Below are 26,424 nucleotides of genomic sequence, written 5' to 3'. Positions count from 1 at the left end.
GCCGCGCGGCTCAACCCGCGCGAAAAATCAGGTGGTCTTCCCAGTCGTCTTCATCCACATCGTTCTCGCTGAGCATCCGCCCAGACCGGGAAATGCGTTGCTCATGCACTTGCCCGCGATCACCGCAGACCAGGTGGTGCCACGACGGCAAGTCCTGGCCTTCGCTGACCAGGCGATAACCACAGGTAGGCGGCAGCCACTTGAACTGGTCGGCCTTGCCCGGAGTCAGCTGGATGCAATCGGGCACGTAGCGGAAGCGATTGGGGTAGTCGCTGCACTGGCAGGTCTGCAGGTCGAGCAGCTTGCAGGCGATGCTCGTGTAGTAGACGCTGTTGTCCTCTTCGTCCTCGAGCTTCTGCAGGCAGCACAGGCCGCAGCCGTCGCACAGCGACTCCCACTCTTGCGCATCGAGCTGGTCGAGGGTCTTGCGCCGCCAGAAGGGCGCGGTATCGGCGATCATCACACGTGTTCCTGCAGTCAACGTCAATCCGCGGCGCGCGGCGGCGCCAGTCTAGAGGCAGTCCGGCGGCAACGCCAGACCGCTTGTCAGTGCTCGCCGGACGCAGTAGCGTGCGGTCTTTGTCCCAGCCCTTGCAGGAGCAGCCATGAGCGCCACCCCACGTATCGCCGACTACGCCATCAACGAGCAGTTCATCAATCGCTGGTCGCCGCGCGCCTTCACCAACGAGCCGATCAGTCAGGAAACCCTGCTGAGCTTCCTGGAAGCCGCGCGCTGGGCGCCGTCGGCCTACAATTCGCAGCCATGGCGTTTCCTCTATGCCCGCCGCGACACGCCGAGCTGGTCGCGCTACCTGGACATCCTCAACGAGTTCAACCGCAGCTGGGCGCAGCATGCCTCGGCGCTGGTGCTGATCATCTCCAAGACCACCTTCGCCGCCCCCGGCTCCGATGAAGAGAAGCCGGCCCTATGGCACACCTTCGACACCGGCTCGGCCTGGGGCCATCTGGCGTTGCAGGCCAGCATCAGCGGCTGGCACACCCACGGCATGGCCGGCTTCGACCAGGACCTGGCCCGGCGCGAGCTGAAGATCCCCGAGGGCTACGCACTGCACGCCATGGTGGCGATCGGCAAGCTAGGCGACAAGGCGACCCTGGCCGAAGGCCTGCAGGCCCGTGAAGTGCCGAGCCCGCGCCGGCCGTTGAGCGAGCTGGCGGCCGAAGGCGACTTCAGCTTGTAAGGTTGCATCAGATTCATCGCGGGACAAGCCCGCTCCCACAGGTGACGGTACAACCTGTGAGAGCGGGCCAGACAGCAAACGTCTGTCAGTAGCCCCGCGCGAAGTCCACCTCGCCCCGCAACCCCTGCCCCGCCGCATACGCCTGCGCATTCCCGACGAACAACCGCACCATCGCCGCCGGCGAGGTCGGCGCCGAGCTGTGCCCGGTCAGCAGCAGCCCCCAGGCAGTCCAGAACGGGTGGCGCTGGGGCAACGGCTCCTGGCGGCAGACATCGATCACCGCGCCGGCCAGGTGCCCTTGCTTGAGCGCCTCGACCAGGTCGGCATCGACTACCGCCACGCCGCGCCCGGCATTGATGAACAAGGCACTGGAGCGGAAGCACTTGAACAGTGCCGCATCGTACAGGTCATGGGTGGCCGGTGTGTCGGGCAACAGGTTGAGCACGTAATCGGCCTCGCCGACCAGGCGAGGCAACTGGTCGAGCCGCGCCACCTCGACGAATGGCGCCTGCTCACGGGCACTGCTTGCCACTCCGTACAAGGTGACACCAAACGGCACGAGGAACTCGGCGACTTGCTGGCCGATATCGCCGGTGCCGACGATCAGCACCCGACGCCCTTCCAGGGTCCGCCCTGGCCGCTCGTCCCAGCGTCGCTCGACCTGGCTGACCAGGCGCGACAGCACATCACGCTCATGGCCAAGCATGTAGGTGAGCATGTACTCGGCCATCACCTGGCCAAAGATCCCCACCGCCCGGGTCAGTCGGTAGTCGCGCGGCAGGCCATCGGCCAGCAACGGCGTGATGCCGGCCCAGGTCGATTGCATCCACTGGGGTTTGTGACCCTGGCGCAACAGGCTGGCCAGCAGGTCGGGCTGGCCCAGCCATACCGGGCACTCGGGCGCCAGGCGGGCCAGTTCGGCGGAATCGCCACTGGTCAGGACCTCCAGGTCCGGCGCCGCCTCACCCAGAAGACGGGCATAGTTGGCATGATCCTGTTCAGCGATCAGAACGCGCATGTGACACACAACCTTGGCAAACAACGGAAGCGGCCCGCCAGGCGGGCCGCAGACAGAGAGGAGGCCGCGCCCGGATCAGGCCGGGTCGTTGCGGCGCAGCAGTTCTTCGGGCAGGTGCTCGATGTAGTCGTCGTCCGGCGGCGGCATCTGCAGGTGGTAGCCCTGGCTGTCGAGGTTCTCCAGTACCTTGGCGATGTCCTCGCGGGCCAGCTTGCGCTCGGGGCTGAGCACCAGGTCGAAGGCGTGCACGGGCGTGCCGAAGAAAGGCAGCAGCCCCTCGGGCACACGCTCCAGGCCATCGGCCTTGAGCACATACAGGTACATTTCGTTCTTGCGGGGGCTCTTGTAGATCGAGCAGATACGTTTCATCGTGAATCTCCGGCACCGGCCAGATCGTCCAGCAGGGCCTGGCCCATGCGCTCGCGACGCCAGCCGCGCAGTGCATCGGGCAGTTGATAGGGACCGTCGGGGTAGCCGCTCTTGAGCAGCGCTTCGAGGGCTTTCTTGCGCAGCATCAGCTCCGGGGCGATGCCCAGGCGCTCACCTTCGGCCTGGCCGATGGCGCGCAGGCGCTTGAGAATGCCGGCGGCTTCGATCGGCAGCGGCTCGGGCAGCGGCGCGGGCCATTGCTCCTGCGGCAGGCTGGCGGCGCGCTTGATCAGCTGGATCAGCGCCTCGCCGTCCTGGCGGATGGTACGCGGGTGCATTTCGTCGATTTTCGCCAGTGCCGACGGGCTGTCTGGCTGGCTCTTGGCCATGGGCCACAACGAATGTTCCTTGAGGATGCGATTGCGCGGCACATCGCGGCTGCGGGCCTCACGCTCGCGCCAGGCGCACAGCTCGCGCAGCACGGCCAATTGCTGGCTGCCCAGTTTCCAGGCCAGCTTGACATCACGGTAGAGGGTCTCGGGCTCGACTTCACGGCGCAGCGCGGCGACCAGCTCGGCACCGTCCTCGAGCACCCAGGCGTACTTGTCGTCCGACAGCCGCGGGCGCAGGGCGCTGAACAGCTCGGCCAGATGCACGGCGTCTTCGGCGGCGTAGCTGACCTGGGTCTCCGAGAGCGGGCGCTGCAGCCAGTCGGAGCGGGTCTCGCCCTTGGGCAGCTCGAGCCCCAGCACGTCCTGAACCAACCGCGAGTAGCCCATCGAGAAGCCGATGTTCAGGTAGCCGGCGGCGAGCTGGGTGTCGAACAGTGGCTGCGGCAGCTTGCCGGTCAGGCGCAGCAGGACCTCCAGGTCTTCGCTGCAGGCGTGCAGCACCTTGACCACGCCATTGTCTTCGAGCAACTCGGCCAGCGGCTGCCAGTCGCGAATCAGCAAAGGGTCGATGAGGAAGGCACGCTTGCCGTCACCGATCTGGATCAACCCGGCTTTCGGGTAGAAGGTGTCGACCCGCATGAATTCGGTGTCGAGGGCCACAAACGGCAGCTCACGCCAGCTTCGGCAGTGCTGGGCCAGGGTCTGGTCGTCACGGATCCAGTGAATTTCGATGGCCACGAGGCTCTCCCACTAACATTGGCGCGCAGTATATACGGCGCGGGCGCAATGGGTGAAACCTCGCAAGCCACGCCATCCTTGGTGCTGATCGTCGGTACGCTCAGCGATCGGCCGCCAGCCAGGGCCGGCAGCCGGCAAACAGGTCCAGCGAGCGCTGGTAGACCTCGGTGCGCACCTGCAACAGGCCGAGCATCGAGTGGAACAGGTTGTCCTGCGACAACGGCGCATCGCGCAGCTTGCCCAGGCATTCGGTGTCCACACCGAAGTCCTCGCGGTAGCTGTCGGAGAACCAGGCCAGCAGCGGCACGTGCTTCTGCTGCTCCGGCGCGATCATGTAGGGCGTGCCGTGCAGGAACAGGTTGTACTCGCCCAGCGACTCGCCATGATCTGAAAGATAGATCATCGCGGTGTCGACCTTGTCCTGCTTGCTGCGCAAGGTATCGATCAAGGTCGCCAGCACCTTGTCGGTGTAGGCCAGGGTGTTGTCGTAGCCGTTGACGATCTCCTGCTGGCTGCACTGGTTCAGGGCGTTGCTGCGGCACACCGGGGTGAAGGGTTCGCTGCCGGCCGGGTAGCGCTTGAAGTATTCCGGGCCATGGCTGCCCATCTGGTGCAGCACCAGCACGGTGTCCTGGTCGAGGTTGTCGAGCAACTCGGCCAGGCCCTGCAGCAGGATCTCGTCATGGCACTCGCCACTGGCGCACAGGCTCGGGTCCTGCAGGTTGCTCACGTCGATGAACTGCACCCGGTCACAGGTGCCCTTACAGCCGGACTGGTTGTCGCGCCACTGCACTGCCAACCCCGCGCGCTGGAGGATGTCGAGCAGCCCTTCGCGGTTCTTCGCCACGCGGGCGTCGTAGTCCTTGCGCGGCATGCCGGAAAACATGCAGGGCACCGACACGGCGGTCTCGGTGCCGCAGGAGTGGACGTCGGTAAAGCTCAGCAGGCCCTGCTCCTTACTCAATTGCGGGGTGGTGTCGCGGGCATAGCCAAGCAGGCCGAAGTTTTCCGCCCGGGCACTCTCGCCGACCACCAGCACGGTCAGCGACTTGCGCTGGTGCTGCTGCCAGGCCGCATCGCGACGGGCATCCTCGCCATAGCGCTGGAAGGGCTGGGTGGCCGTGCCCACCTGCTCGCTGACATAGCCGATGGAGGCCCCCACGACATTGCTCGGCGTAAGCATCAGGCGCAGTTCATGGTGGTTGCGAAACAACGACGCCAAGCCCTGGTAGTTGACCAGCGCCACCGAGCCCAGGGCCGCGACGCAGGCCCCGCTGACCACCAGCTTGCCCAGCAGTTCGCGGTGCCAGGGGCGATAGGCGATCCTGGCCTTCCACACCAGCAGCGAGGGCAGCACACCCAACAGCAGGATATATACGGCGAACTTCAGCGAAAGCAGGTCGCGCACTTCCGCAATATTCGTTTCAGCCACATTGCGAAACATGCCGGCGTCAATAAGTACGCCATATTGATTCATGAAGTAAGCGACACTTGCACCGCTGATGAACAATACAATCAATACTGGTTTCAATACATAACGAAACGCCAGCAAGGTGAGGATGAGATTGAAGGCGAACAGCATCAGCACGGCGAATGCCAGGCTCAACCACAGCCCCACCATGCCCGGCGGCACGATGGACTCCAGGTGTTCCCAAAGCAAGGTGTTGAAGCCGATCAACAGGTACAGGCTGGCCAGCAACGTGACCCATTCGGTGCGCAGGGATTTGAGTTTCAGCATGGCGTTCGCAACAAGAGTTCATCAGCGGCCAACACGCCCGGACGGGCAGATTGGAAAGTTGGCCGAACTCTAGAAAGCCTAGCATCAATTTTTTGTGAAAAAGACGCCAACAATTGGTGGGCCGGCGTCTTTCATGAATTAAACAACTTTCATTCAGCTGCCATTCAGCCAGGCAGGCGAAGTTTGGCGTACGGCTCGCGGTCGATATCCAGGACTTCCACGCACAGCTGAATGTCCAGCCCAGGCTGGGCCGGAATCGCCTCGCGCAACACCTCGAGCAGGCTGTTCGACAATTGCTGTTTCACCTGCTGCGTGCGCCCGCTGAGAATCGCCAGACGCACATGGGCGAAGGCCCGCTCGCCAGGGGCGGTGCCCACCCGGTACTGGGCAAAGGCCTGTGCGCGGCTCTTGATGTCCAGCTCTTCGGCAAACTGGCCACTACCGACCAGGGCGTGGTTCAGGCGCAGCAGCAGCACATCGACATTGAGATCGCGCAGGTTGTCGCTGTATTCCAGGTTCAGGTGAGGCATGGCGCAGGTTCCGTTCACGCAGGGGGATGCGACAGCCTAACCCAGTCCCGCAATACGGCAAAGGCGACTATCCTCTTGGTTCAGGCTCGTTTACCAACCCTGAGAGAGGTGAAGAAATGCCAGTTCCGCATGATTTGCTCGCAGACCTGCACGTGACCGCCGAACAGTTCCAGGCCCTGATCGACAAGGATCACGACCTGCACAAGCTGCACAAGGAATACAACGCCAAGGACAAGGAAGTGCTCGCCGCCGAAGGCAATGCTACCGGCGACGACACCGTAAATCGCCTGCGCAAAGAGCGGGTGCTGATCAAGGACAAGATCGAACGCATCGTCCACCCACCCAAATCCTGATTCCCCCAACCGACGCTGTCGCGGGGCAAGCCCGCTCCCAGGTACCGCGCAAACGCCACGGCATGCGCGGCCATCGTGGGAGCGGGCTTGCCCCGCGATGACGTCGGCAGCCCTTATGCAGAAGCCTTCAGCGCCCCCTCCAGATCCTCGATCAGATCGCGGTAATCCTCAATCCCGATCGACAGCCGCAGCAGGTTCTCACTGATCCCCATCACGCCCTTCTGCTCCGGGCTCAAGGAATTGTGCGACATGCTCCAGGAGTGGTTGATCATGCTCTCCACACCGCCCAGCGAGTCGGCCAGGACGAAGATCGACAGCGCCTCGACCAGGCGGTTGACCGCGGCCCGGTCGCCCTTGATGCGCAACGCCACCACCGCGCCGCCCGTGCGCATCTGGCGTTTGCACAGGTCATGCTGCGGGTGGCTTTCCAGGCCCGGGTAGTAGACCTGCTCGACCTGCGGATGCTGTTCGAGGAACTGCGCCACACGCAGGGCGTTGGCGCTCTGGCGCTCCATGCGCACATCGAGGGTCTTGAGCCCGCGCAATGCCAGGTAGCAGTCGAACGGCCCCTGGATCGCGCCGACCGCCATGCTGATCTTGCGCAGGCGCCCCAGCAACTCGTGGTTGGCCGCCACCACCACACCGCCGGTCAGGTCGGAATGGCCGCCGATGTACTTGCTCGCCGAGTGCATCACCAGGTCCACGCCCAGGGTGATCGGCTGCTGGTTCCACGGCGAGCAGAAGGTGTTGTCGATGCAGGTCATCACCCCCCGCTCACGGGCCAGCTCGCAGACCGCCTTGATGTCCACCAGGTGCAGCAGCGGGTTGGTCGGCGACTCGATCCAGATCAGTTGGGTCTCGGCGCGGATCGCCGCGGCCACCGCCTCGACGTCGTTGAGGTCGACGTAGGTGGTGGTCAGGCCCGAGGTGCGCCCACGGTAGTCTTCCAGCAGGCGGAAGGTGCCGCCGTAGACACCGTTCATCACCACCACATGGGCATCCTTGGAGAGCAGCTCGAGCACCGTGGCGGTGGCGCTGACGCCCGAGGCGCAGGCGACCGCGCCGACGCCCTCCTCCAGTGCGGCCACGCAGGTCTCGTAGGCGTGCCGGGTCGGGTTGCTGACACGGCTGTAGGCGTATTCGGGGTTGTCGTCCAGGCCGCGCTTGATGAACGAGCTGGAAGTGACGATTGCCGGGAAGATGGCATTGTCGGCGACGCTGGATTGCTCACCAGCGTGGATGGTGCGGGTGGCGAAATTGCGCGGTTTGTCGGACATGGTCGGGTCCATTGCCTGAGGGTGGAAAACCGCCACTATCTCATATCCACCACCCCCAGGCGCCAGCAGAACATTTCTGTCGACGCAGCGGCCGAAACAGTTCCAACGTTCCCTGCGAGCGGCTATTCTCGAAAAACTTTTCCCGCAATCGGCGACACGACGTCATGGACAGTTTCGACCAGCACATCCTCACCCTGCTCCAGCGCGACGCCTCGCTGTCCCTCAAGGACCTGGCCGAAGCGGTCAACCTCTCCACCACGCCGTGCTGGAAACGGGTCAAGCGCCTGGAAGAGGAAGGCTACATCCGCGGCCGCGTCGCCCTGCTCGACCCCGAGCGCCTGGGCCTGGGCCTGACGGTGTTCGTCCAGCTCAAGACCCAGCGCCACGACAGCGCCTGGCTGGCGCAGTTCGCCGCCACGGTGACGGCGTTCGAGGAGGTGATGGAGGTGTATCGCATGTCCGGCGACTGGGACTACATGCTGCGGGTGGTGGTAGGCGACATCGCCGCCTACGACCGCTTCTACAAGAAGCTGATCACCAGCACCGACGGGTTGTCGAACATCACCTCGAGTTTTGCCATGGAGCAGATGAAGTACACCACGGCGTATCCGGTGGGACGCTAAAATGATCTCTGGCAGGACCGGCCTCATCGCCGGCAAGCCGGCTCCCCCCCGACGGCGTCGACCTCAAGCCAAACGACATCCCTGTGGGAGCTGGCTTGCCAGCGATGAGGCCGGCCCTGTCAGTCAGCCAGGGTAGCCTCGATCCGATTCCCCGCCCTCGCCTTCTCCAACTTGATCGCCACGAACTTCGAGGTTGGTGTGTAGGTCCCCTCGCCGTAGCTTTCCAGCGGCACCAACGGATTGGTCTCCGGGTAATACGCCGCCGCCTGCCCTTCAGGCACGTCATAGGACACCAGGCGGAAGCCCGACACTCGCCGCTCGAGGCCATCCTCCCACAACGACACGATATCCACGTGCTCGCCCGGCTCGAAGCCCAGGCGGCGGATATCGGCCTCGTTGACGAACACCACTTCGCGCAGCCCGAACACGCCACGGTAACGGTCATCGAGCCCATACAGCGTAGTGTTGTACTGGTCGTGGGAGCGCAAGGTCTGCAGGATCAGGTCCGGCTTGTCACCGCGGGCCAGCACAGCCGGGTTGACCAGTTGCTCCGGCAACTGGCTCGGGGTGAAGCGCGCCTTGCCGGTGGCCGTGCGGAAGTTGCGGTCCGCAGCGTGGTTGCCAAGGTGGAAGCCGCCCGGATGCTGCAGGCGTGCATTGAAGTCGGCGAAGCCGGGAATCACGTCGGCGATCATGCCGCGGATGCGGCCATAGTCGGCAATCGCATAGTCCCAGTCGATGGGCCGATTGCCCAGGGTAGCCTTGGCCATGCCGGCGACGATGGCCGGCTCCGAACGCAGCAGGACTGAACGCGGCTTCAGCTGGCCGTGGGAGATATGCACCATGCTGAAGGTGTCCTCCACGGTGACGCCCTGCGGCCCTTCGGCCTGGATGTCGATCTCGGTGCGGCCCAGGCACGGCAGGATCAGCGCATCACGCCCGGTGACCAGGTGCGAGCGGTTGAGCTTGGTGGAGATCTGCACGGTCAGCGCGCAGTTGCGCAGCGCCGCGTGGGTACGCGGGGTGTCCGGAGTCGCCTGGGCGAAGTTGCCGCCCAGGGCGACGAACACCTTGGCCCGCCCTTCTTCCATTGCCTGGATCGCCAGCACGGCGTTATGGCCGTGCTCGCGGGGCACCTTGAACTGGAAGCGTTTCTCGATGGCGTCGAGCAGCGCCGCCTTGGGCTTCTCGTCGATGCCCATGGTGCGGTCGCCCTGCACGTTGCTGTGGCCACGCACCGGCGACAGGCCGGCGCCGGGTTTGCCGACGTTGCCGCGCAGCAGCTGCAGGTTGACGATTTCCTGCACGGTGGGCACCGAATGGCGGTGCTGGGTGATGCCCATGGCCCAGCACATGATCACCCGCTCGGCCTTGCGGTACATGCGCGCGGCCAGCTCGATCTCGGCCTTGTTCAGGCCCGACTGCTCGACGATATGTTCCCAGGGTGTGGCGTCCACTACGGCCAGGTAGGCCTCGACGCCACTGGTGTGCTCGGCGATGAACGCGTGGTCGAACACAGGTGGCTCGTCGTTCAGTTGCGCCTCGCGCTCCCACTGCAGAAGGAACTTGGCGATGCCGCGCATGGCCGCCATGTCGCCACCCAGCGCCGGGCGGAAGTATGCGGTGTTGGTCGGCTCGGAGCCGTTGCTGAGCATCTCGAACGGGTGCTGCGGGTGCTGGAAGCGCTCGAGCCCGCGTTCCTTGAGCGGGTTGAAACAGACCACCTGGGCACCACGCTTGACCGCCTCGCGCAGCGGTTCGAGCATGCGTGGGTGGTTGGTGCCGGGGTTCTGGCCAATGACGAAGATCGCATCGGCCAGCTCCAGGTCATGAAACACCACGGTGCCCTTGCCCACACCGAGGGTCTCGGCCATGCCCACGCCGCTGGCCTCGTGGCACATGTTCGAGCAGTCGGGGAAATTGTTGGTGCCGTAGGCGCGCACGAACAACTGGTAGAGGAACGCCGCCTCGTTGCTGGCCCGGCCCGAGGTATAGAACTCGGCCTCATCCGGCGACGCGAGGCCGTTCAGGTGCCGGGCGACCAGGGCGAACGCTTCGTCCCAGCTGATCTCGACGTAATGATCGGTGGCCGCGTCGTAGCGCATAGGGTGGGTGATGCGGCCCTGGTACTCAAGCCAGTAGTCGGTCTGCTCGAGCAGCGCACTGACGCTGTAGCGGGCGAAGAACGCCGGATCCACCGAGCGGCCGGTGGCCTCCCAGTTGACCGCCTTGGCGCCGTTCTCGCAGAACTTGACCATGTCGCTTTCCGGCGATTCGCCCCAGGCGCAACCCGGGCAGTCGAAGCCACCGTTCTGGTTGGTCTTGAGCATGGCCCGCAGGTTCTTGAAGGCGTTCTCGCTGCCCAGCCAGCTCTTGGTCACGCTCTTGAGCGCGCCCCAGCCGGCGGCCGGCCCCTTGTAGTCCCTGATGTGTTCGTCCTGGCTCATGCTGCGCTTCTCCGCACGGTGTTTTTTCCAGCCTAAGAAGCGCCCCCTACTGCGTCCAATCGAAATAAATGACGGCGTGATAAACCGTTTCGATCACCGACCACAGCCCTTGGCCGGCACGGCCTTCAGCCGTGATAGAGGAGACTGATCGAATGGTCGGGGAAAGCAATTTGACGCCAATGGGCGCAGGTTATAGCTTGGACCTTATCCGCGGCCTTTCGCCGCCCCCTGCCACTTCAATGTCGAGCGCGAACGTGGAAAAGAACCCCCAGGCCCTGATCGACGGTTTCAACCGCAAAGTCGATTACCTGCGGATGTCGGTCACCGACCGCTGCGACTTTCGCTGCGTCTATTGCATGGCCGAAGACATGCAGTTCCTGCCGCGCCAGCAGATTCTCAGCCTCGAAGAGCTGTACCAGGTCGCCGAGCGCTTCGTCGCCCTGGGCACCCGCAAGATCCGCCTGACCGGCGGCGAGCCGCTGGTACGCCAGGGCATCGTCGAGCTCTGCGGACGCATCGCCGCCCTGCCCGGCCTGCGCGAACTGTGCCTGACCAGCAATGGCTCGCAGCTCGGCCGCCTGGCCCAGCCGCTGTTCGACGCCGGCGTGTCGCGCCTGAACATCAGCCTCGACAGCCTCGACCCCGAGCGCTTCCGCGCCCTCACCCGCACCGGCGACCTCCAGCAGGTAATCGCCGGCATCGACGCCGCGCGCGCCGCGGGCTTTCGCCGCACCAAGCTCAACGCGGTGGTGCTCAAGGGCCGCAACGACCACGAGATCGTCGACCTGGTACGTTTCGCCATCGACCGTGAACTGGATATCTCGTTCATCGAAGAGATGCCCCTGGGCGTGATCAGCGAGCACGAGCGCGGCGAGTCATTCTGTTCCAGCGACGACGTGCGCGCGCGCCTGGCCGAACATTTCACCCTGGTCGAGTCGGCCGAGTCGTCCCAGGGGCCGGCGCGCTACTGGCGCCTGGCCGAGGCGCCCAACACCCGGGTCGGCTTCATCTCGCCCCACAGCCACAACTTCTGCGCCACTTGCAACCGCGTGCGCCTGACCGTCGAAGGCCGCCTGTTGCTGTGCCTGGGCAACGAACATTCGGTGGACCTCAAGCAGGTCATGCGCCAGCACCCCGGCGACACTGCACGCCTGGAAAAAGCCATCCGCGACGCCATGCAGCTCAAGCCCTACCGTCACCACTTCGAAGTGGGCGGCGAGGTGCAGATCCTGCGCTTCATGAACATGACCGGCGGCTGATCGGCCGCCTCTGGAACCGCCTTGATCGTCCACTCACGCCCCGACATGCTGCGCGTGCTGTTCACCCTCAAAGGCTCGATCGTCCAGCGCATCGCCCTGCGCTGCCTGGCGGTGACCTTGCTCGCGGCGCTGATCGTGCTGGTCGAGCGACACTACCCGGCGCTGTTCTACCCGGTCAGCGCCACGCCCTTCACCCTGTTGGGGCTGTCGCTGTCGATCTTCATGAGCTTTCGCAACAACGCCTGCTACGACCGCTGGTGGGAAGGCCGCAAGGCCTGGGGGCGGATGATTATCGAGGTACGTTCATTCGTGCGCGAAAGTGTGCTGATCAAGGACGCGGCGCTGCGCGAGGAACTGCTGCGCAGCCTCTGTGCTTTCGCCCATGCCCTCAATGCCCGGCTGCGCAACGAGGACGAGCTGGGCGCCGCCCGACCCTGGCTGGGCGAGCAGGCGCAGATCGTGCCGCACAATGTCTGCGACGGCATCCTGCGCGAGGTGGGCGGACACTGTTCGCGGCTGGCGGAGCGCGGGGAGATCAGCGAGTTTCGCTACACCCTCCTGGCGCAGCGCCTGGCCGGCCTGTCGGACGTGCAGGCCACCTGCGAACGGATCAAGGGCACGCCACTGCCGTTCCCGTACACCCTGCTGCTGCACCGCACCATCTACATCTTCTGCCTGCTGCTGCCGTTCGCCCTGGCCGAACCGCTGGGCTGGCTGGCGCCGCTGTTCACCACCATCGTCAGCTACACCTTCTTCGGGCTGGATGCGATCGGCAACGAGCTGGAAGACCCGTTCGGGCGCGACGAGAACGACCTGCCGACCGATGCCCTGGTGCGCACCCTGGAGCGCGATGTGCTGTCGGCGCTGGGGCATGAGCCACTGCCACCGACGTTGGTGCCGGTGGATCATGTATTGAGTTGAAGTCTCATCGCGGGGCAAGCCCGCTCCCACGCCAGCCTGTGTGTGCTGATATGAGATCGGCGTGGGAGCGGGCTTGCCCCGCGATGGAGCCCTGAGGTCAACCGCGGCTTTCGCAGGCCCCGATCGGCTTCAGGTGCGCGACGAAATTACACGGCCGGTGCCGCGCATCCAGCTGCTCGGCCAGGATCCCCTCCCATGCCGTGCGGCAGGCGCCGGTCGAGCCCGGCAGGCAGCACACCAGGGTGCCGTTGGCCATGCCGGCCAAGGCCCGGCTCTGTACAGTCGAGGTACCGATATCGAGGATCGACAATGCGCGGAACAGCTCGCCGAACCCGTCGATGCGCTTGTCCAGCAGGCAGTCCACCGCCTCCGGCGTGCTGTCACGGCCAGTGAAACCGGTGCCGCCGGTGATCAGCACCACCTGCACCTGTTCATCGGCGATCCAGGTGGCGACCTGGGCGCGGATCTTGTACAGGTCGTCCTTGAGCAGCTCGCGCGCCACCAGGCGGTGGCCCACGCCGACAGCACGGCTGGCCAGCAGCTCGCCAGACGTGTCGGTCTCGAAGGTACGGGTGTCGCTGACGGTCAGCACCGCGATGTTCAGCGGTACGAACACCGCGTCCGGTTTCACGCTCATGGCCTTTGCTCCAGGATTGGCTTGGCGGCCACGTTAGAGAGAAGCCCTGGCAGCGTCCAATCGATAGCGCGTACCGGATGATCGATGGTTTCTATCGTGGCGTCGGTGAATTTGTCAGCAATGATTAGCCAGGTGCTTCACTCTTGGTTAAGGTCTACCCACCCCGCAACCCAGGCCGCACCATGGACATCAAACAGCTCAAGTTCCTCATCGCCCTCGACCAGACCCGCCACTTCGGCCAGGCCGCGGCGCTGTGCCATATCACCCAGCCGACCCTGTCCATGCGCCTGCGCAACCTCGAAGACGAACTCGACCTGGTGCTGGTCAAGCGCGGCCAGCGTTTCGAAGGCTTCACCGAAGCCGGTGAACGCATCCTGGCCTGGGCCCGTACCCTGCTCGCCGCCCATGATGGCTTGCAGGCCGAGGCCGCCAGTTGCCGGGGCCAGGTGGTCGGCAGCCTGCGCCTGGGTACCGTGCCGCTGGCCAGCTTCAACCCCATGCAACTGCTGATGCCGCTGCGCGCGAAGTACCCCGAGCTGCACTTCCAGCTGTCGTCGCTGAGCTCCGAGCAGGTGATCGACGGCCTGAGCCGCAACCAGCTCGACCTGGGCATCTGCTACCTCGACCAGGTCAACACCAGCTTCTTCGAAGTGATCGAACTGAGCATCACCACCATGGGCCTGCTGCACGACACCCGGCACTTCCAGTTCGAGGCCGACAGCCTGCACTGGGAAGACCTGGGCGACCTGCCGTTGGGACTGCTGAGCAAAGGCATGCACTACCGCCAGTCCCTCGACCTGAGCTTCCGCAGCCGCGGTCTCACGCCCAATGCCGTGCTCGAGAGCGACTCGACCTTCCAGCTGATCCAGGCGATCAACACCGGCGTGTGCTGCGCGATCATGCCGCTGGACTGCGGCCTGGAAGACCTCAGCCAGCACATGCGCATCATCCCCGTGCAGGAGGCCAGCATCCACAGCCCGGTCGGGCTATTGCTGCGCCGTAGCGAGCCACGCTCGGCCATCGCCGAGCAGTGCTTCGACGAGGCCCGCGCTCTGTTCAGCAGCGATTGATCAGCACTTGATCAATGCGAGCATGGCCATGTTGCGTGGGCGGGTGATCCCGGAGTAACCACGGTCACCGAACAGACCTGGCAATGCATAGTTGACCTTCGCATCGACCCCACCCAGCGAAATGGTCGAATACTCGGCGGTGGAGTAGGCATCCACGCCCATCGCGACTTGCGAAGCCGGACCGTCGTTCTGTGTGGTAGATGCACTCCAGACACCGTTGGCATTGTTCTGGGTGGTGTCGTAGGGGTAGAGGCTGCCCTTCTGCCAGGAACCGAATGCCCGGCCTTGGTCTACCCCACGGCCGTCATCGAAGCCACGGATGAACTCACCGCGTAGGTCAGGCAGGCCGAAGGTCGTGGCACCATCGCCAGCGCCATAGGTGATGCCGATTGCCGCGAACAGAGCACCATACTCGGCGCGAGACACCAATGCTCCATCGGCCTTCAGCCAGCCCACCGGAACCTCGTTGGCTGCGGAGAACTTGATGTCACCAGGTGCAGCTCCAGAGAAACCGATGATCTGGCCAAGCGTCACGGCATGCTGGCTATGCGTGGCATTGGCCACCTGCTGGGCACCACCCTCGCAGCTCAGCAGGATCCAGCAAAGAGCCCCCTGATTGAGCAGTGGACCAAGGTAGGAAACCAGCGTCACGTTGCCGCCAGCGACAATCTCGTTACCTTGCAACAGCTGGCCACCGAGGCCGTAGATCGGCGCAGCTGCCAGACCATCGGGAGCATAGGACGCATCCGCTACGTTGGTGCTGGCCGCACGAAAATATTGAATGACACCATCGGTAGTGGGTAGCGCCGCAAAAGGCAGGGAATTCTTGGCGGTATAAGCGGTTGTCATCGTGAACATCCTGTATCGATTGAGTTTATGCACGCTACTGAGCGCGGAAACCCACTATATGCATAAAAGCATAGAAAATCAATGCATTAATGCATTCACCCTTCAATTCGTTGCCATCCGATACTGGCGCGGGGTAAACCCGGTCAGTTGCCTGAACTGCCGGCTGAACGCGCTGTGGTCGGTGTAGCCACAGCGCAGCGCCACCTCGATGATCGGCAGGTCGCTGTGCAGCAATTGGTGCGCATGTTCCAGGCGGGCCTTGTGGATCATCTGCCTCGGGGTGAGGTGGAACACCCGCTTGCAGTAGCGCTCCAACTGCGCCACCGAGATGCCGGCGATGCGCGTCAGCTCGCCCATGCTGATCGGCTGGTGGAAATGCGCGCGGATATGCGCATCCACCGCCGCCAGGCGCTGGTAGGCCGGGTGGGTGTCGGCGGCTGACTGCAGGTCGACCGAAATGCCCACCAGGCCGATGATCGCCCCCGTCGCGTCGTACAGCGGGCGCTTGTGGGTCAGGCACCAGCCCGGTTCGCGGCTGCCGTACAGGTGCAGCTCCAGCTGGTCCTCCAGCACCTGGCCCTGCTCCAGCACCCGGCGATCCTGCTCGGTGTAGCCGGGGCCCAGGCGCGCCGGGAACACCTCGGCGCTGGTCTTGCCCAGCAGCGGTTGCAGGTGCTTCAAACCGCAGCGCTGGACCAGCGTGCGGTTGGCCAGCACATAGCGGGCCTGGTCGTCCTTGATGAAGATCGCCGCATTGGCGATGACATCGAGCATCGGCAGCAGCCAGACCACACCGGTGAGCAAGGCTTCGAGGGATTCGGGGCGGTGCTGGTCGAGGTGCTGGTACAGCGCAGTCAACGGTTGCTCGGGCATGCGGTTATCTCTAGTGATTCTCGCGGCCCTGCAAGCCTAGTCAGCAGCCCCCACCGGGCGCCAGCACTTGCTCTCGACTATGCCGATTTCGTCACTCACCTTGCAGAAAACCATCAAGAACCGAGCCCCCGATCGGTCCACTCTATGCCCCACGCAAGCCGCCCCATGACCTACAAGAACGCGGCGCATGCCGCCGCATCGTGACATCAGACCTGCCTATCCAAAACCTACAAGAAGGCGCACCCATGTCAGGCAAATTCAAGAAACAGCTGTCACTGCTGGACCTCACCTTCATCGGCCTCGGTGCCATCTTCGGCTCGGGCTGGCTGTTCGCCGCCAGCCACGTCTCGGCCATCGCCGGGCCGGCCGGCATCCTCTCCTGGTTCCTCGGCGGTTTCGCCGTGCTGCTGCTGGGCATCGTCTACTGCGAGCTCGGCGCCGCCCTGCCACGGGCCGGCGGCGTGGTGCGCTACCCGGTGTACTCCCACGGCCCGCTGCTCGGCTACCTGATGGGTTTCATCACCCTGATCGCCTTCTCCAGCCTGATCGCCATCGAGGTGGTCGCCTCGCGCCAGTACGCCGCGGCCTGGTTCCCGGCGCTGACCAAGAGCGGCTCCAGCGACCCGACGGTGCTCGGCTGGCTGGTGCAGTTCGCCCTGCTGGGGCTGTTCTTCGTGCTCAACTACCGCAGCGTGAAGACCTTCGCCAAGGCCAACAACCTGGTCAGCGTGTTCAAGTTCATCGTGCCGCTGCTGGTGATCGGCGTGCTGTTCACCTTCTTCAAGCCGGAGAACTTCGAGGTCCAAGGCTTCGCCCCGTTCGGCCTGTCCGGGGTGGAGATGGCGGTGTCGGCCGGTGGCATCATCTTCGCCTACCTGGGCCTGACCCCGATCATCTCGGTGGCCAGCGAGGTGAAGAACCCGCAGCGCACCATCCCTATCGCGCTGATTCTCTCGGTGCTGCTGTCCACCGCGATCTATGCCCTGCTGCAACTGGCGTTCCTCGGCAGCGTGCCGACCGAGATGATTGCCAACGGCTGGGCCGGGGTGACCAAGGAACTGGCCCTGCCCTACCGTGACATCGCCCTGGCCCTGGGCGTCGGCTGGCTGGCCTACCTGGTGGTGGCCGACGCGGTGATCTCGCCCAGCGGCTGCGGCAACATCTACATGAACGCCACCCCGCGAGTGATCTACGGCTGGGCCCAGACCGGCACCTTCTTCAAGTACTTCACCCGCATCGACGAGCAGTCCGGCATCCCGCGCCCGGCGCTGTGGCTGACCTTCGCCCTGGCAGTGTTCTGGACCCTGCCATTCCCGTCGTGGGAAGCGCTGATCAACGTGGTCTCCGCCGCGCTGGTGCTGAGCTATGCCGTAGCCCCGGTGTCCGTGGCCGCCCTGCGCCGCAGCGCCCCGGACATGGCCCGGCCGTTCCGGGTCAAGGGCATGGGCGTGCTCGGCCCGCTGTCGTTCATCATCGCCGCGCTGATCGTCTACTGGTCGGGGTGGAACACCGTGTCCTGGCTGCTGGCGCTGCAGATCGTGATGTTCGTGCTGTACCTGCTGTGCCGGCGCTTCGTGCCTACCGAACACCTGTCGCTGGGCCAGCAGGTGCGCTCGTCGGCCTGGCTGATCGGCTTCTACGCCGTGACCATTTTCCTCTCCTGGCTGGGCAGCTTCGGTGGCCTGGGCGTGATCGGCCACCCGCTGGATACCGTGGTCGTGGCTGCCAGTGCCCTGGGCATCTACTACTGGGGCGCCGCCACCGGCGTGCCGGCGCGGCTGGTGCGCCTCGATGGCGACGACGAAAGCGAAGCCAGCAGCGAACCCCATGCCGGCCAGCAGCCCGCCGCTGTCGCCTCCTGACCCACTACAGATTGGACACGCTGATGAAACAGGTTCATGTCATCGACTCCCATACCGGCGGCGAACCGACCCGCCTGGTGATGAAGGGCTTCCCTCCATTGCACGGCCATAGCATGGCCGAGCAGCGCGACGAGCTCCGCGAGCTGCACGACCACTGGCGCCGCGCCTGCCTGCTGGAGCCGCGCGGCAACGATGTACTGGTGGGCGCGCTCCATTGCCCGCCGGTCTCGGCCGACGCGACCTGCGGGGTGATCTTCTTCAACAACGCCGGCTACCTGAACATGTGCGGCCACGGCACCATCGGCCTGGTGGCTTCGCTGCACCACCTCGGCCTGATCGAACCTGGCGTGCATAAGATCGACACACCGGTCGGCCAAGTCAGTGCCACTTTGCATGACGACGGTTCCGTCACCGTCGGCAACGTGCCGTCCTACCGCTATCGCCGTCAGGTGGCGGTGCAAGTGCCAGGGCATGGCCAGGTGTGCGGCGACATCGCCTGGGGCGGCAACTGGTTCTTCCTGGTCTGCGACCACGGCCAGCATATCGAGCTGGACAACCGCGAAGCCCTCACCGACTACACCTGGGCCCTGCTCAAGGCACTCGAAGCCCAAGGCATCACCGGCGAGGACGGCGCCCCGATCGACCATGTCGAGCTGTTCGCCGACGACACCAACGCCGACAGCCGCAACTTCGTCATGTGCCCCGGCAAGGCCTACGACCGCTCGCCCTGCGGCACCGGCACCAGCGCCAAGCTGGCGTGCCTGGCCGCTGACGGCAAGCTCGCCGAAGGCCAGACCTGGGTCCAGGCCAGCATCACCGGCAGCCAGTTCCAGGGCCGTTACGAACGCGACGGCGAACGCATTCGCCCGTTCATCACCGGCCGCGCCCACATGACCGCCGACAGCACCCTGCTGATCGACGAACAGGATCCCTTCGCCTGGGGCATCTGACCCCGTTCATTTCCCACTGAATACCGCCAGGAGTGACAACAATGACCGACAACATCTTCACCGGCACCATGCCCGCCCTGATGACCCCTTGCACCGCCGAGCGCAAGCCGGACTTCAACGCCCTGGTGCGCAAGGGCCGCGAACTGATCGACGCCGGCATGAGCGCGGTGGTGTACTGCGGTTCGATGGGCGACTGGCCGCTGCTGACCGAGGCCGAGCGCCAGGAAGGCGTGGCGCGCCTGGTAGCCGCCGGCATCCCGACCATCGTCGGCACCGGCGCGGTGAACACCCGCGAAGCCGTATCCCATGCCGCCCACGCCGCCAAGGTCGGCGCCGCCGGCCTGATGGTCATCCCCCGCGTGCTGTCCCGCGGCGCCTCGCTGATCGCCCAGAAGCACCACTTCTCGGCAATCCTCGCCGCCGCGCCGAAGCTGCCGGCGGTGATCTACAACAGCCCCTACTACGGCTTCGCCACCCGCGCCGACCTGTTCTTCGAGCTGCGCCGCGAGTACCCGAACCTGATCGGCTTCAAGGAGTTCGGCGGTGGCGCCGACCTGCGCTACGCCGCCGAGCACATCACCTCCCAGGACGACGCTGTGACGCTGATGGTCGGCGTCGACACGCAAGTGGTGCATGGCTTCGTCAACTGCAACGCCACCGGCGCCATCACCGGCATCGGCAACGCGCTGCCCCGTGAAGTGCTGCAACTGGTCAGTCTGAGCAAACGCGCCGCCAAGGGCGATGCCAAGGCCCGACGCCAGGCCCGGGAGCTGGAGTCGGCGCTGGCAGTGCTGTCATCGTTCGATGAAGGCTGCGACCTGGTGCTGTACTACAAGCACTTGATGGTGCTCAACGGCGACACCGAGTACCGCCTGCATTTCAACGAAACCGATGCCCTCAGCGACGCCCAGCGCAACTATGCCGAGCAGCAGTACGCGCTGTTCCGCAGCTGGTACGCCAACTGGTCGGCCGAGCAGAACCAGGCCTGATTCCAGGAGCCGCCTCGCACCCCATCGCCAGCAAACCAGCGCCCACAAGCTTCAAGCCTTGTGCAGTACCTGTGGGAGCCGGCTTGCCGGCGATGGGCCGCACAGCGGCCCGCTTTCTCCCAAACTCAATCCCAAAGGACGCCCCATGACCCTGACAGGCAACCTGCTGATCGGCCAGCGTGCCGTGCCCGGCAACCGCGAAGCAATCCGCGCCATCGACCCGAGCAGCGACCAGGCCCTGGAACCCGCTTATGCCGGCGCCAGCGGCGAACAGGTGGCTCAGGCCTGCGCCCTGGCCTGGGCGGCATTCGATACCTACCGCGAAACGCCCCTCGAACAACGCGCCCGTTTTCTCGAAATCATCGCCGAACAGATCGAAGCACTGGGCGATGCGCTGATCGACCGCGCCCACGCCGAGACCGGCCTGCCCAAGGCCCGCCTGCTGGGTGAGCGCGGCCGCACCTGCGCCCAGCTGCGCACCTTCGCCCGGGTGGTACGCGCCGGTGAGTGGCTGGATGTGCGCGTGGACAATGCCCTGCCCGAGCGCCAGCCGCTGCCCCGTCCGGACCTGCGCCAACGCCAGGTGGCCCTGGGCCCGGTGGCGGTGTTTGGCGCCAGCAACTTCCCGCTGGCCTTCTCGGTGGCCGGCGGCGACACCGCCTCGGCACTGGCCGCGGGCTGCCCGGTGGTGGTCAAGGCCCACGGCGCCCACCCCGGCACCAGCGAACTGGTTGGCCAGGCCGTGGCCCGGGCGGTCGCACAGTGCGAATTGCCCGAAGGCGTGTTTTCCCTGTTATACGGCGCGGGCCGTGAAGTAGGCATCGGCCTGGTCACTGATCCACGCATCAAGGCGGTCGGTTTCACCGGTTCACGCAGCGGTGGCCTCGCCCTTTGCCAGGCGGCCCAGGCGCGCCCGGAGCCGATCCCGGTCTATGCCGAAATGAGCGCTATCAACCCGGTGTTCCTGTTCGATGGCGCCTTGCGCTCGCGCAGCGAAGCCCTGGCGCAAGGCTTTGTCACTTCGCTGACCCAAGGCGCCGGCCAGTTCTGTACCAATCCCGGGCTGGTGGTCGCCCGACAGGGGCCGGCCCTCGAACACTTCCTGGTTGCCGCCAGCGCCCTTGTTGGCCAAGCGGCGGCGCAGACCATGCTCACCCCGGGTATCGCCAATACCTATGCTGACGGTGTGGCAGCGCTGAGCGAGAACCAAAACGCCCGGTGCACGGCAAGCGGCCTGCCGGCGCAGGGGCCGAACCAGTGCCAGGCTCAGTTGTTCGTCACCACCGCGCAGGCGTTTCTGGCCGACCCTACACTGCAAGCCGAAGTGTTCGGCGCCGCCTCGCTGGTGGTGGCATGCGACAACGATGAGCAAATCCGCCAGGTGGCCGAGCATCTGGAAGGCCAACTGACCGCTACCCTGCACCTGGACGAGGCCGATCTGTACAGCGCCCGCCGCCTGCTGCCGACCCTCGAACGCAAGGCCGGGCGGATCCTGGTCAATGGTTGGCCGACTGGGGTCGAGGTCAGCGACGCCATGGTCCATGGCGGCCCGTTCCCGGCCACCTCGGACGCCCGCAGTACCTCGGTGGGCACTGCGGCGATCCTGCGCTTCCTGCGCCCGGTGTGCTACCAGGACTTCCCCGACGCCCTGCTGCCCGGTGCATTGCAGCAGGCCAATCCGCTGCACCTGCGGCGGCTGCTCGATGGCCAGCGGGAAGCCTGAACCATGACCGCCACTGACACGGACATCGCCGTGGTCGGCGCCGGCATCGTCGGCGTCGCCTGCGCCCTGCGGCTGGCACGCCAGGGCCGCCGGGTGCTGCTGATCGATCGCCAGGCACCGGGCCACGGCGCTTCGTATGGCAACGCCGGGCACCTGGCCACCGAGCAGGTGTTTCCCATCGCCGACCTGTCGATTCTCAAGCGCCTGCCAGCCATGCTGCTGGACCCCATGGGCCCGCTGCGCCTGGACTGGAAGTACCTGCCCCGCGCCCTGCCCTGGTTCACCCGGCTGCTGCTGAACCTGCGCCCGGCGCCGTTCCAGCGCAGCGTGGCGGGCATTCGGGCGTTGAATGAAAACAGCCTTGGCGCCTGGCAACGGCTGCTCGCCTCCATCAACCGCAGCCCCTTGCTCAAGGAAGACGGGTCGCTGCTGGTGTTCGAACGCCATGAATCGCGCCAGGCCCTCGCGGCGTTGCGCGCCCGCATGCAGGCACAGGGCGTACCCGTGGACCTGTGGTCGGCACAGGCGGTGAGCGAGGCGGCGCCGCAGTTGAGCCCATCGATCCTGGGTGGCCTGTTCTTCCCGCGTACCGGTCACTTCCTCGACCCCTATCAAGTGGTCTGCGAACTGTTCAGCGCCGCCAGGGCCAGCGGCGTACGCTTTCTGCGCGCCGAGGTCAGTGGCGGCCGGGTGCATGGCCAGGGCGTCAGCCTTGCCAGCGACCAGGGCCCCCTCGAGGCCAGCCAGGTGTTGATCAGCGCCGGCGCCCACTCGGCCAAGCTCACCGCCACCCTGACCGGTCGGCGGGTGCCCCTGGATACCGAGCGCGGCTACCACCTGATGCTGCCGGCGGAGCACCAGCGCCTGCCGTTTGCCGTCACCTCGCTGGAGCGCAAGTTCATCATGACGCCCATGGCCGACGGCCTGCGCCTGGCCGGCACGGTGGAGTTCGCCGGGCTCGAGGCGCCGCCGAGCATGCAGCGGGCGTGGCAACTGCACAGGTTGAGCAAGGGTTTGTTTCGGCGTGAGCTGGATGCCGAGGGGGCGACGCCGTGGATGGGGTTCCGGCCTTCGTTGCCGGATTCGCTGCCGGTGATCGACCGGGTGGCCGATGGCAAGGTGTTGCTGGCGTTCGGGCATCAGCATTTGGGCTTGACCCAGGCGGCGGTGACGGCGGAATGGATGGGGCGGTTGGTAAATGGCGAAGACTGCCCGCAAATCAGCGCCTACCGATTGAGCCGCTTTTGAAAAGGGGGGCCGCGTCGCGGCCCCAGCTTCACTCAGCGATAACGCTCGAGCCAGTGCGCATAAGGTGCTGGCAAGGTCCACGATGCCTTGTCCACGCCCAGGGCCTTGGCAGCGGCATATGGCCAGTGCGGGTCAGCCAGGTGCGCACGCCCCACCGACACCAGGTCCAGCTGGTTGGCCTGCAACGCGCCTTCGGCCAGCTCCGGGGTACCGAAGCCCCAGGCCGAGGTCACCGGCAGCTTGGCCTCGCGACGCACACGTTCGGCGATCGGGCCCATGAACGCCGGCCCCCATGGGATGTTGGTCTCAGGAATGGTGAAGCCAACGCTGACGCTCAGCAGGTCCAGGCCACCGGCCTTGAACCGGCGCGCCAGTTCGATGGATTCCTGCAGGGTCTGCTCGTCACGGCCGTCATACTCCAGCACGCCAAAGCGGGCGGTCAGCGGCAGGTTCTCCGGCCACACCTCACGCACGGCGGCCAGGGTTTCCAAAAGGAAGCGCGTGCGGTTGTCGAAGCTGCCGCCGTAGGCATCGGTGCGCTGGTTGGAATGCTCGGAGAAGAAGCTCTGGCCCAGATAGCCGTGGGCAAAGTGCAGTTCGATCCATTCGAAGCCGGCATCGCGGGCGCGGCGTGCGGCATCGACGAAGTCCTGCTTGACCCGGGCGATATCGTCCAGGGTCATGGCCTTCGGCACTTTCGGCAGGTGGGCGCCGAAGGCGATGGCGGATGGGGCGATGGTGTCCCAGCCACGGGCATCGTCGGCGGCGATGTGGTCGTCACCTTCCCAGGGGCGGTTGGCGCTGGCCTTGCGCCCGGCGTGGGCGATCTGGATGCCCGGCACGGAACCGGCGGCCTTGATCGCCTTGACCACCGGCACGAACGCCTGGGCCTGGACGTCGTTCCAGATCCCGGCGCAGCCGGGGGTGATGCGCCCTTCCGGGGACACCGCGGTGGCCTCGACCACCACCAGGCCGGCGCCACCACGGGCCAGGCCCGCGTAATGCACCTGGTGCCAGTCATTGATCAGGCCATCCTCGGCCATGTACTGGCACATCGGCGGAATGGCGATGCGGTTGCGCAGGGTGACGTCTTTGAGGGTGTAGGGTTCGAACAAGGCGGCCATGAGGTAACTCCAGGACGGGGTTGGATACGATTGTTCGATCATATTCGAACTATGGCAATTTGTGAAACCCCCGTTATCATGTCGACCATGCGAGCCTATACCCACCCCAATCCCGAAGACCTGACGCTGGAGCGCCTGCTCTACGCGCTGAGCGACCCTGTGCGCATGGATATCGTGCGCCGCCTGGCGGGTGTCGCCGAAGCCAGCTGCGGCGAGCTGGACGGCGGCCGGCCCAAGTCGAGCATGTCCCATCACTTCCGTGTACTGCGTGACTCGGGGCTGGTGTACACCCGCAATGTCGGTACCACGCACATGAACTCGTTGCGCAGCGATGAGCTCGAAAGCCGTTTTCCAGGGTTGCTGGGCAGCATTCTCGAGCAGCGTTGAACCCCAGCCTGCCACCGACGGGAGCCGTTTCCATCGATAGTCCAGGCACAAAAAAACCACGAGGCCGCCAGGGGCGATCCTCGTGGTTGGTGTTGCCGGGCAAGCCCGGCAAGCATGGGCCTTACAGCGCCATGTCGTTCGCAGGCTTGCTCTCGACCGGTGCGCCTGGGGCGGCAGTGGTCTTGACGCTCTGATCGAGCACCGGCGGCTTCTCCAGCTGCAGCACTTCGGCGGTGTAGTCCCACTCTTTCTGGGTGGCAGCGGCCGAGTCGTTCAGCTTGGTACCGTAGCTCGGCACGATTTCCTTGATCTTGGCCTGCCACTCAGGGGTGGCGACCTTCTCCTTGAACACGGTTTCGAGCACGTTGAGCATGATCGGCGCGGCGGTCGAGGCACCTGGCGAGGCGCCCAGCAGGCCGGCGATGGTGCGGTCCTGGGAAGCCACGACCTCGGTGCCCAGCTTCAGCACGCCGCCCTTCTCTTCGTCACGCTTGATGATCTGCACGCGCTGACCGGCCTGCCACAGCTTCCAGTCTTCCTTCTTGGCGTTCGGGAAGTAGGTCTGCAGGGCAGCGAAACGGTCGTCGTCCGACTGCATCAGCTGGCCGGCGAGGTATTCCACCAACGGGTACTGGTCGATACCCACGCGAGCCATCGGCCAGACGTTGTGGGTGGTGGCGCTGCTCAGCAGGTCCAGGTACGAGCCGTTCTTCAGGAACTTGGTCGAGAAGGTGGCGAATGGCCCGAACAGGATCACGCGCTTGCCGTCCAGCACGCGGGTGTCCAGGTGCGGTACCGACATGGGTGGCGCGCCGGTCGAGGCGATGCCGTAGGCCTTGGCCATGTGCTGCATGGCAACGGTCGGGTTCTCGGTCACCAGGAACGAGCCACCTACCGGGAAGCCTGCGTATTCCTTGGCTTCCGGGATGCCCGACTTCTGCAGCAGCTTCAGCGCGCCGCCGCCGGCACCGATGAACAGGAACTTGGCGTCGGTGGCCGATTCGGTACCGTCCTTCAGGTTCTTGTACTCGACGTGCCAGGAGCCGTCTTCGTTGCGGGTGATGTCCTGCACTTCGGTGGACAGCTTGAGATCGAAGTTCTCTTTGGTCTGCAGGCTGCCAACGAACTGGCGGGTGATCTCGCCGAAGTTGACGTCGGTGCCGATCGGGGTCCAGGTGACCGCCAGCTTCTGGTTCGGGTCACGGCCTTCCATCATCAGCGGGACCCACTTGGCGATCTGCGCGTGGTCCTCGGAGTACTGCATCGGGCGGAACAGCGGGCTGGCCTGCAGGGCGTCGTAGCGCTTCTTCAGGAACTTGATGTTGTCATCGCCCCAGACGAAGCTCATGTGCGGGGTGGTGTTGATGAACGAGTGCGGGTTCTTCAGCACGCCCTGGCGTACCTGCCAGGCCCAGAACTGGCGGGAGATCTGGAACGACTCGTTGATCTCGATGGCCTTGGTGATGTTGACGTTGCCGTCTTTGTCTTCCGGGGTGTAGTTCAGCTCGGCCAGCGCGGAGTGGCCGGTACCGGCGTTGTTCCAGCCGTTGGAGCTTTCTTCGGCGACGCCGTCCAGGCGCTCGACCATCTCCATCGACCAGCTTGGCTCCAACTCGTTGAGCCAGACAGCCAGGGTGGAGCTCATGATGCCGCCGCCAACCAGCAGCACGTCGACTTTCTTGGTGTCGGCAGCGTGCGCTTGCATGAAGCTCGCCGCGACAGCCAGACCCAGCAAGGTCTTGCCAGCTTTCTTGAACATTGATCGATTCCAGTCAGTAGAACGGAGGGTGGGCCTGTGGCTGGCCCAGGTATTCCATGTTCTTCAGCGCAGGCTTGTTGTGATCATTG

25 protein-coding genes are annotated in these 26,424 nt (G+C 65.2%); 12 read left to right on the top strand and 13 right to left on the bottom strand.

The annotated features are described in order from the left end of the window. Positions 1-10 precede the first annotated feature (10 nt). Positions 11-460, bottom strand: coding sequence for a YcgN family cysteine cluster protein (locus DFS21_RS03060; RefSeq protein WP_110697939.1), 450 nt, complete (start codon positions 458-460; stop codon positions 11-13). A gap of 145 nt (positions 461-605) precedes the next feature. Between DFS21_RS03060 and DFS21_RS03055 the strand changes: the two genes are divergently transcribed. Beyond that, positions 606-1,199, top strand: coding sequence for a nitroreductase family protein (locus tag DFS21_RS03055; RefSeq protein WP_111531788.1), 594 nt, complete (start codon positions 606-608; stop codon positions 1,197-1,199). An 85-nt stretch (positions 1,200-1,284) separates the two neighbouring features. Here the strand turns inward: DFS21_RS03055 and DFS21_RS03050 are convergent, their stop codons facing one another. The 5 genes from DFS21_RS03050 to DFS21_RS03030 form a co-directional block, all read right to left on the bottom strand. Next, positions 1,285-2,217 (bottom strand): D-2-hydroxyacid dehydrogenase, encoded by a 933-nt coding sequence (locus DFS21_RS03050; protein WP_111531787.1) that lies wholly within the window; start codon positions 2,215-2,217, stop codon positions 1,285-1,287. A 75-nt stretch (positions 2,218-2,292) separates the two neighbouring features. Further along, positions 2,293-2,586 carry a YcgL domain-containing protein gene (locus tag DFS21_RS03045; RefSeq protein ID WP_011535104.1) on the bottom strand — a complete coding sequence of 98 codons (294 nt, stop codon included), beginning with the start codon at positions 2,584-2,586 and terminating at the stop codon, positions 2,293-2,295. Then, positions 2,583-3,716, bottom strand: a complete 1,134-nt coding sequence (rnd, locus tag DFS21_RS03040; RefSeq protein ID WP_111531786.1) for a ribonuclease D — start codon at positions 3,714-3,716, stop codon at positions 2,583-2,585. Before rnd ends, DFS21_RS03045 begins: the two co-directional genes overlap by 4 nt. A gap of 100 nt (positions 3,717-3,816) precedes the next feature. Beyond that, on the bottom strand, positions 3,817-5,454 hold the full coding sequence (locus tag DFS21_RS03035) for a phosphoethanolamine transferase (protein WP_110697931.1): 1,638 nt from the start codon (positions 5,452-5,454) through the stop codon (positions 3,817-3,819). 164 nt (positions 5,455-5,618) lie between these two features. Further along, on the bottom strand, positions 5,619-5,984 hold the full coding sequence (locus DFS21_RS03030) for a 5-carboxymethyl-2-hydroxymuconate Delta-isomerase (RefSeq protein ID WP_102681713.1): 366 nt from the start codon (positions 5,982-5,984) through the stop codon (positions 5,619-5,621). A 116-nt stretch (positions 5,985-6,100) separates the two neighbouring features. On the opposite strand from DFS21_RS03030, the gene DFS21_RS03025 reads away from it, so the two are divergent. Then, a complete protein-coding gene (locus DFS21_RS03025) occupies positions 6,101-6,337 on the top strand; it encodes a YdcH family protein (protein ID WP_046856695.1) in 237 nt (78 codons plus the stop codon). A 113-nt stretch (positions 6,338-6,450) separates the two neighbouring features. On the opposite strand, the gene DFS21_RS03020 is transcribed toward DFS21_RS03025, so the two are convergent. Beyond that, on the bottom strand, positions 6,451-7,626 hold the full coding sequence (locus tag DFS21_RS03020) for a PLP-dependent aspartate aminotransferase family protein (protein WP_111531785.1): 1,176 nt from the start codon (positions 7,624-7,626) through the stop codon (positions 6,451-6,453). 152 nt (positions 7,627-7,778) lie between these two features. Between DFS21_RS03020 and DFS21_RS03015 the strand changes: the two genes are divergently transcribed. Continuing rightward, a complete protein-coding gene (locus tag DFS21_RS03015; RefSeq protein ID WP_046856697.1) occupies positions 7,779-8,237 on the top strand; it encodes an Lrp/AsnC family transcriptional regulator in 459 nt (152 codons plus the stop codon). Between the two features lie 119 nt (positions 8,238-8,356). Here the strand turns inward: DFS21_RS03015 and DFS21_RS03010 are convergent, their stop codons facing one another. Then, positions 8,357-10,684 carry an FdhF/YdeP family oxidoreductase gene (locus DFS21_RS03010; protein WP_111531784.1) on the bottom strand — a complete coding sequence of 776 codons (2,328 nt, stop codon included), beginning with the start codon at positions 10,682-10,684 and terminating at the stop codon, positions 8,357-8,359. A 254-nt stretch (positions 10,685-10,938) separates the two neighbouring features. On the opposite strand from DFS21_RS03010, the gene moaA reads away from it, so the two are divergent. Beyond that, positions 10,939-11,943: a GTP 3',8-cyclase MoaA gene (gene moaA / locus DFS21_RS03005; RefSeq protein WP_102681711.1), complete on the top strand. Its 1,005-nt coding sequence runs from the start codon at positions 10,939-10,941 to the stop codon at positions 11,941-11,943. A 21-nt stretch (positions 11,944-11,964) separates the two neighbouring features. Then, positions 11,965-12,864: a bestrophin family protein gene (locus DFS21_RS03000; RefSeq protein WP_256591222.1), complete on the top strand. Its 900-nt coding sequence runs from the start codon at positions 11,965-11,967 to the stop codon at positions 12,862-12,864. A 97-nt stretch (positions 12,865-12,961) separates the two neighbouring features. Here DFS21_RS03000 and moaB read toward each other — a convergent pair whose 3' ends face one another. Further along, positions 12,962-13,501: a molybdenum cofactor biosynthesis protein B gene (moaB, locus tag DFS21_RS02995; protein ID WP_110697923.1), complete on the bottom strand. Its 540-nt coding sequence runs from the start codon at positions 13,499-13,501 to the stop codon at positions 12,962-12,964. Between the two features lie 182 nt (positions 13,502-13,683). Here moaB and DFS21_RS02990 point away from each other — a divergent pair, with 182 nt between their 5' ends. Beyond that, positions 13,684-14,571, top strand: coding sequence for a LysR family transcriptional regulator (locus DFS21_RS02990; RefSeq protein WP_111531783.1), 888 nt, complete (start codon positions 13,684-13,686; stop codon positions 14,569-14,571). Here the strand turns inward: DFS21_RS02990 and DFS21_RS27190 are convergent, their stop codons facing one another. Continuing rightward, complete coding sequence (locus tag DFS21_RS27190; protein ID WP_371926748.1) at positions 14,572-15,420, bottom strand: phage tail protein; 849 nt, start codon at positions 15,418-15,420, stop codon at positions 14,572-14,574. Between the two features lie 102 nt (positions 15,421-15,522). Next, positions 15,523-16,293, bottom strand: coding sequence for an AraC family transcriptional regulator (locus DFS21_RS02980; RefSeq protein ID WP_110697919.1), 771 nt, complete (start codon positions 16,291-16,293; stop codon positions 15,523-15,525). Positions 16,294-16,538: 245 nt separating this feature from the next. On the opposite strand from DFS21_RS02980, the gene DFS21_RS02975 reads away from it, so the two are divergent. From DFS21_RS02975 to DFS21_RS02955, 5 genes are all read left to right on the top strand, one after another. Then, the gene (locus tag DFS21_RS02975) at positions 16,539-18,155 is read left to right on the top strand and encodes an APC family permease (RefSeq protein ID WP_111531782.1); all 1,617 of its coding nucleotides are present in this window, start codon (positions 16,539-16,541) and stop codon (positions 18,153-18,155) included. Between the two features lie 23 nt (positions 18,156-18,178). Beyond that, positions 18,179-19,105 (top strand): 4-hydroxyproline epimerase, encoded by a 927-nt coding sequence (locus tag DFS21_RS02970; RefSeq protein ID WP_102681705.1) that lies wholly within the window; start codon positions 18,179-18,181, stop codon positions 19,103-19,105. 41 nt (positions 19,106-19,146) lie between these two features. Beyond that, positions 19,147-20,094: a dihydrodipicolinate synthase family protein gene (locus DFS21_RS02965; protein ID WP_111531781.1), complete on the top strand. Its 948-nt coding sequence runs from the start codon at positions 19,147-19,149 to the stop codon at positions 20,092-20,094. Between the two features lie 145 nt (positions 20,095-20,239). After that, a complete protein-coding gene (locus DFS21_RS02960; protein ID WP_111531780.1) occupies positions 20,240-21,817 on the top strand; it encodes an aldehyde dehydrogenase (NADP(+)) in 1,578 nt (525 codons plus the stop codon). Positions 21,818-21,820: 3 nt separating this feature from the next. Beyond that, a complete protein-coding gene (locus tag DFS21_RS02955) occupies positions 21,821-23,065 on the top strand; it encodes an FAD-binding oxidoreductase (RefSeq protein WP_111531779.1) in 1,245 nt (414 codons plus the stop codon). Positions 23,066-23,097: 32 nt separating this feature from the next. Here the strand turns inward: DFS21_RS02955 and DFS21_RS02950 are convergent, their stop codons facing one another. Beyond that, positions 23,098-24,189: an NADH:flavin oxidoreductase/NADH oxidase gene (locus tag DFS21_RS02950; protein ID WP_110697909.1), complete on the bottom strand. Its 1,092-nt coding sequence runs from the start codon at positions 24,187-24,189 to the stop codon at positions 23,098-23,100. A 51-nt stretch (positions 24,190-24,240) separates the two neighbouring features. Here DFS21_RS02950 and DFS21_RS02945 point away from each other — a divergent pair, with 51 nt between their 5' ends. Then, complete coding sequence (locus DFS21_RS02945; RefSeq protein WP_046856709.1) at positions 24,241-24,576, top strand: helix-turn-helix transcriptional regulator; 336 nt, start codon at positions 24,241-24,243, stop codon at positions 24,574-24,576. Positions 24,577-24,697: 121 nt separating this feature from the next. Here the strand turns inward: DFS21_RS02945 and mqo are convergent, their stop codons facing one another. Continuing rightward, on the bottom strand, positions 24,698-26,335 hold the full coding sequence (gene mqo / locus DFS21_RS02940; protein WP_102681699.1) for a malate dehydrogenase (quinone): 1,638 nt from the start codon (positions 26,333-26,335) through the stop codon (positions 24,698-24,700). Positions 26,336-26,424: the final 89 nt, after the last annotated feature.

This window comes from Pseudomonas sp. 2848, assembly GCF_003253945.1.
GTDB lineage: Bacteria > Pseudomonadota > Gammaproteobacteria > Pseudomonadales > Pseudomonadaceae > Aquipseudomonas.
The sequence above is the reverse complement of the archived record's forward strand: the minus strand, read 5'-3'. Positions and strand labels throughout refer to the sequence as shown.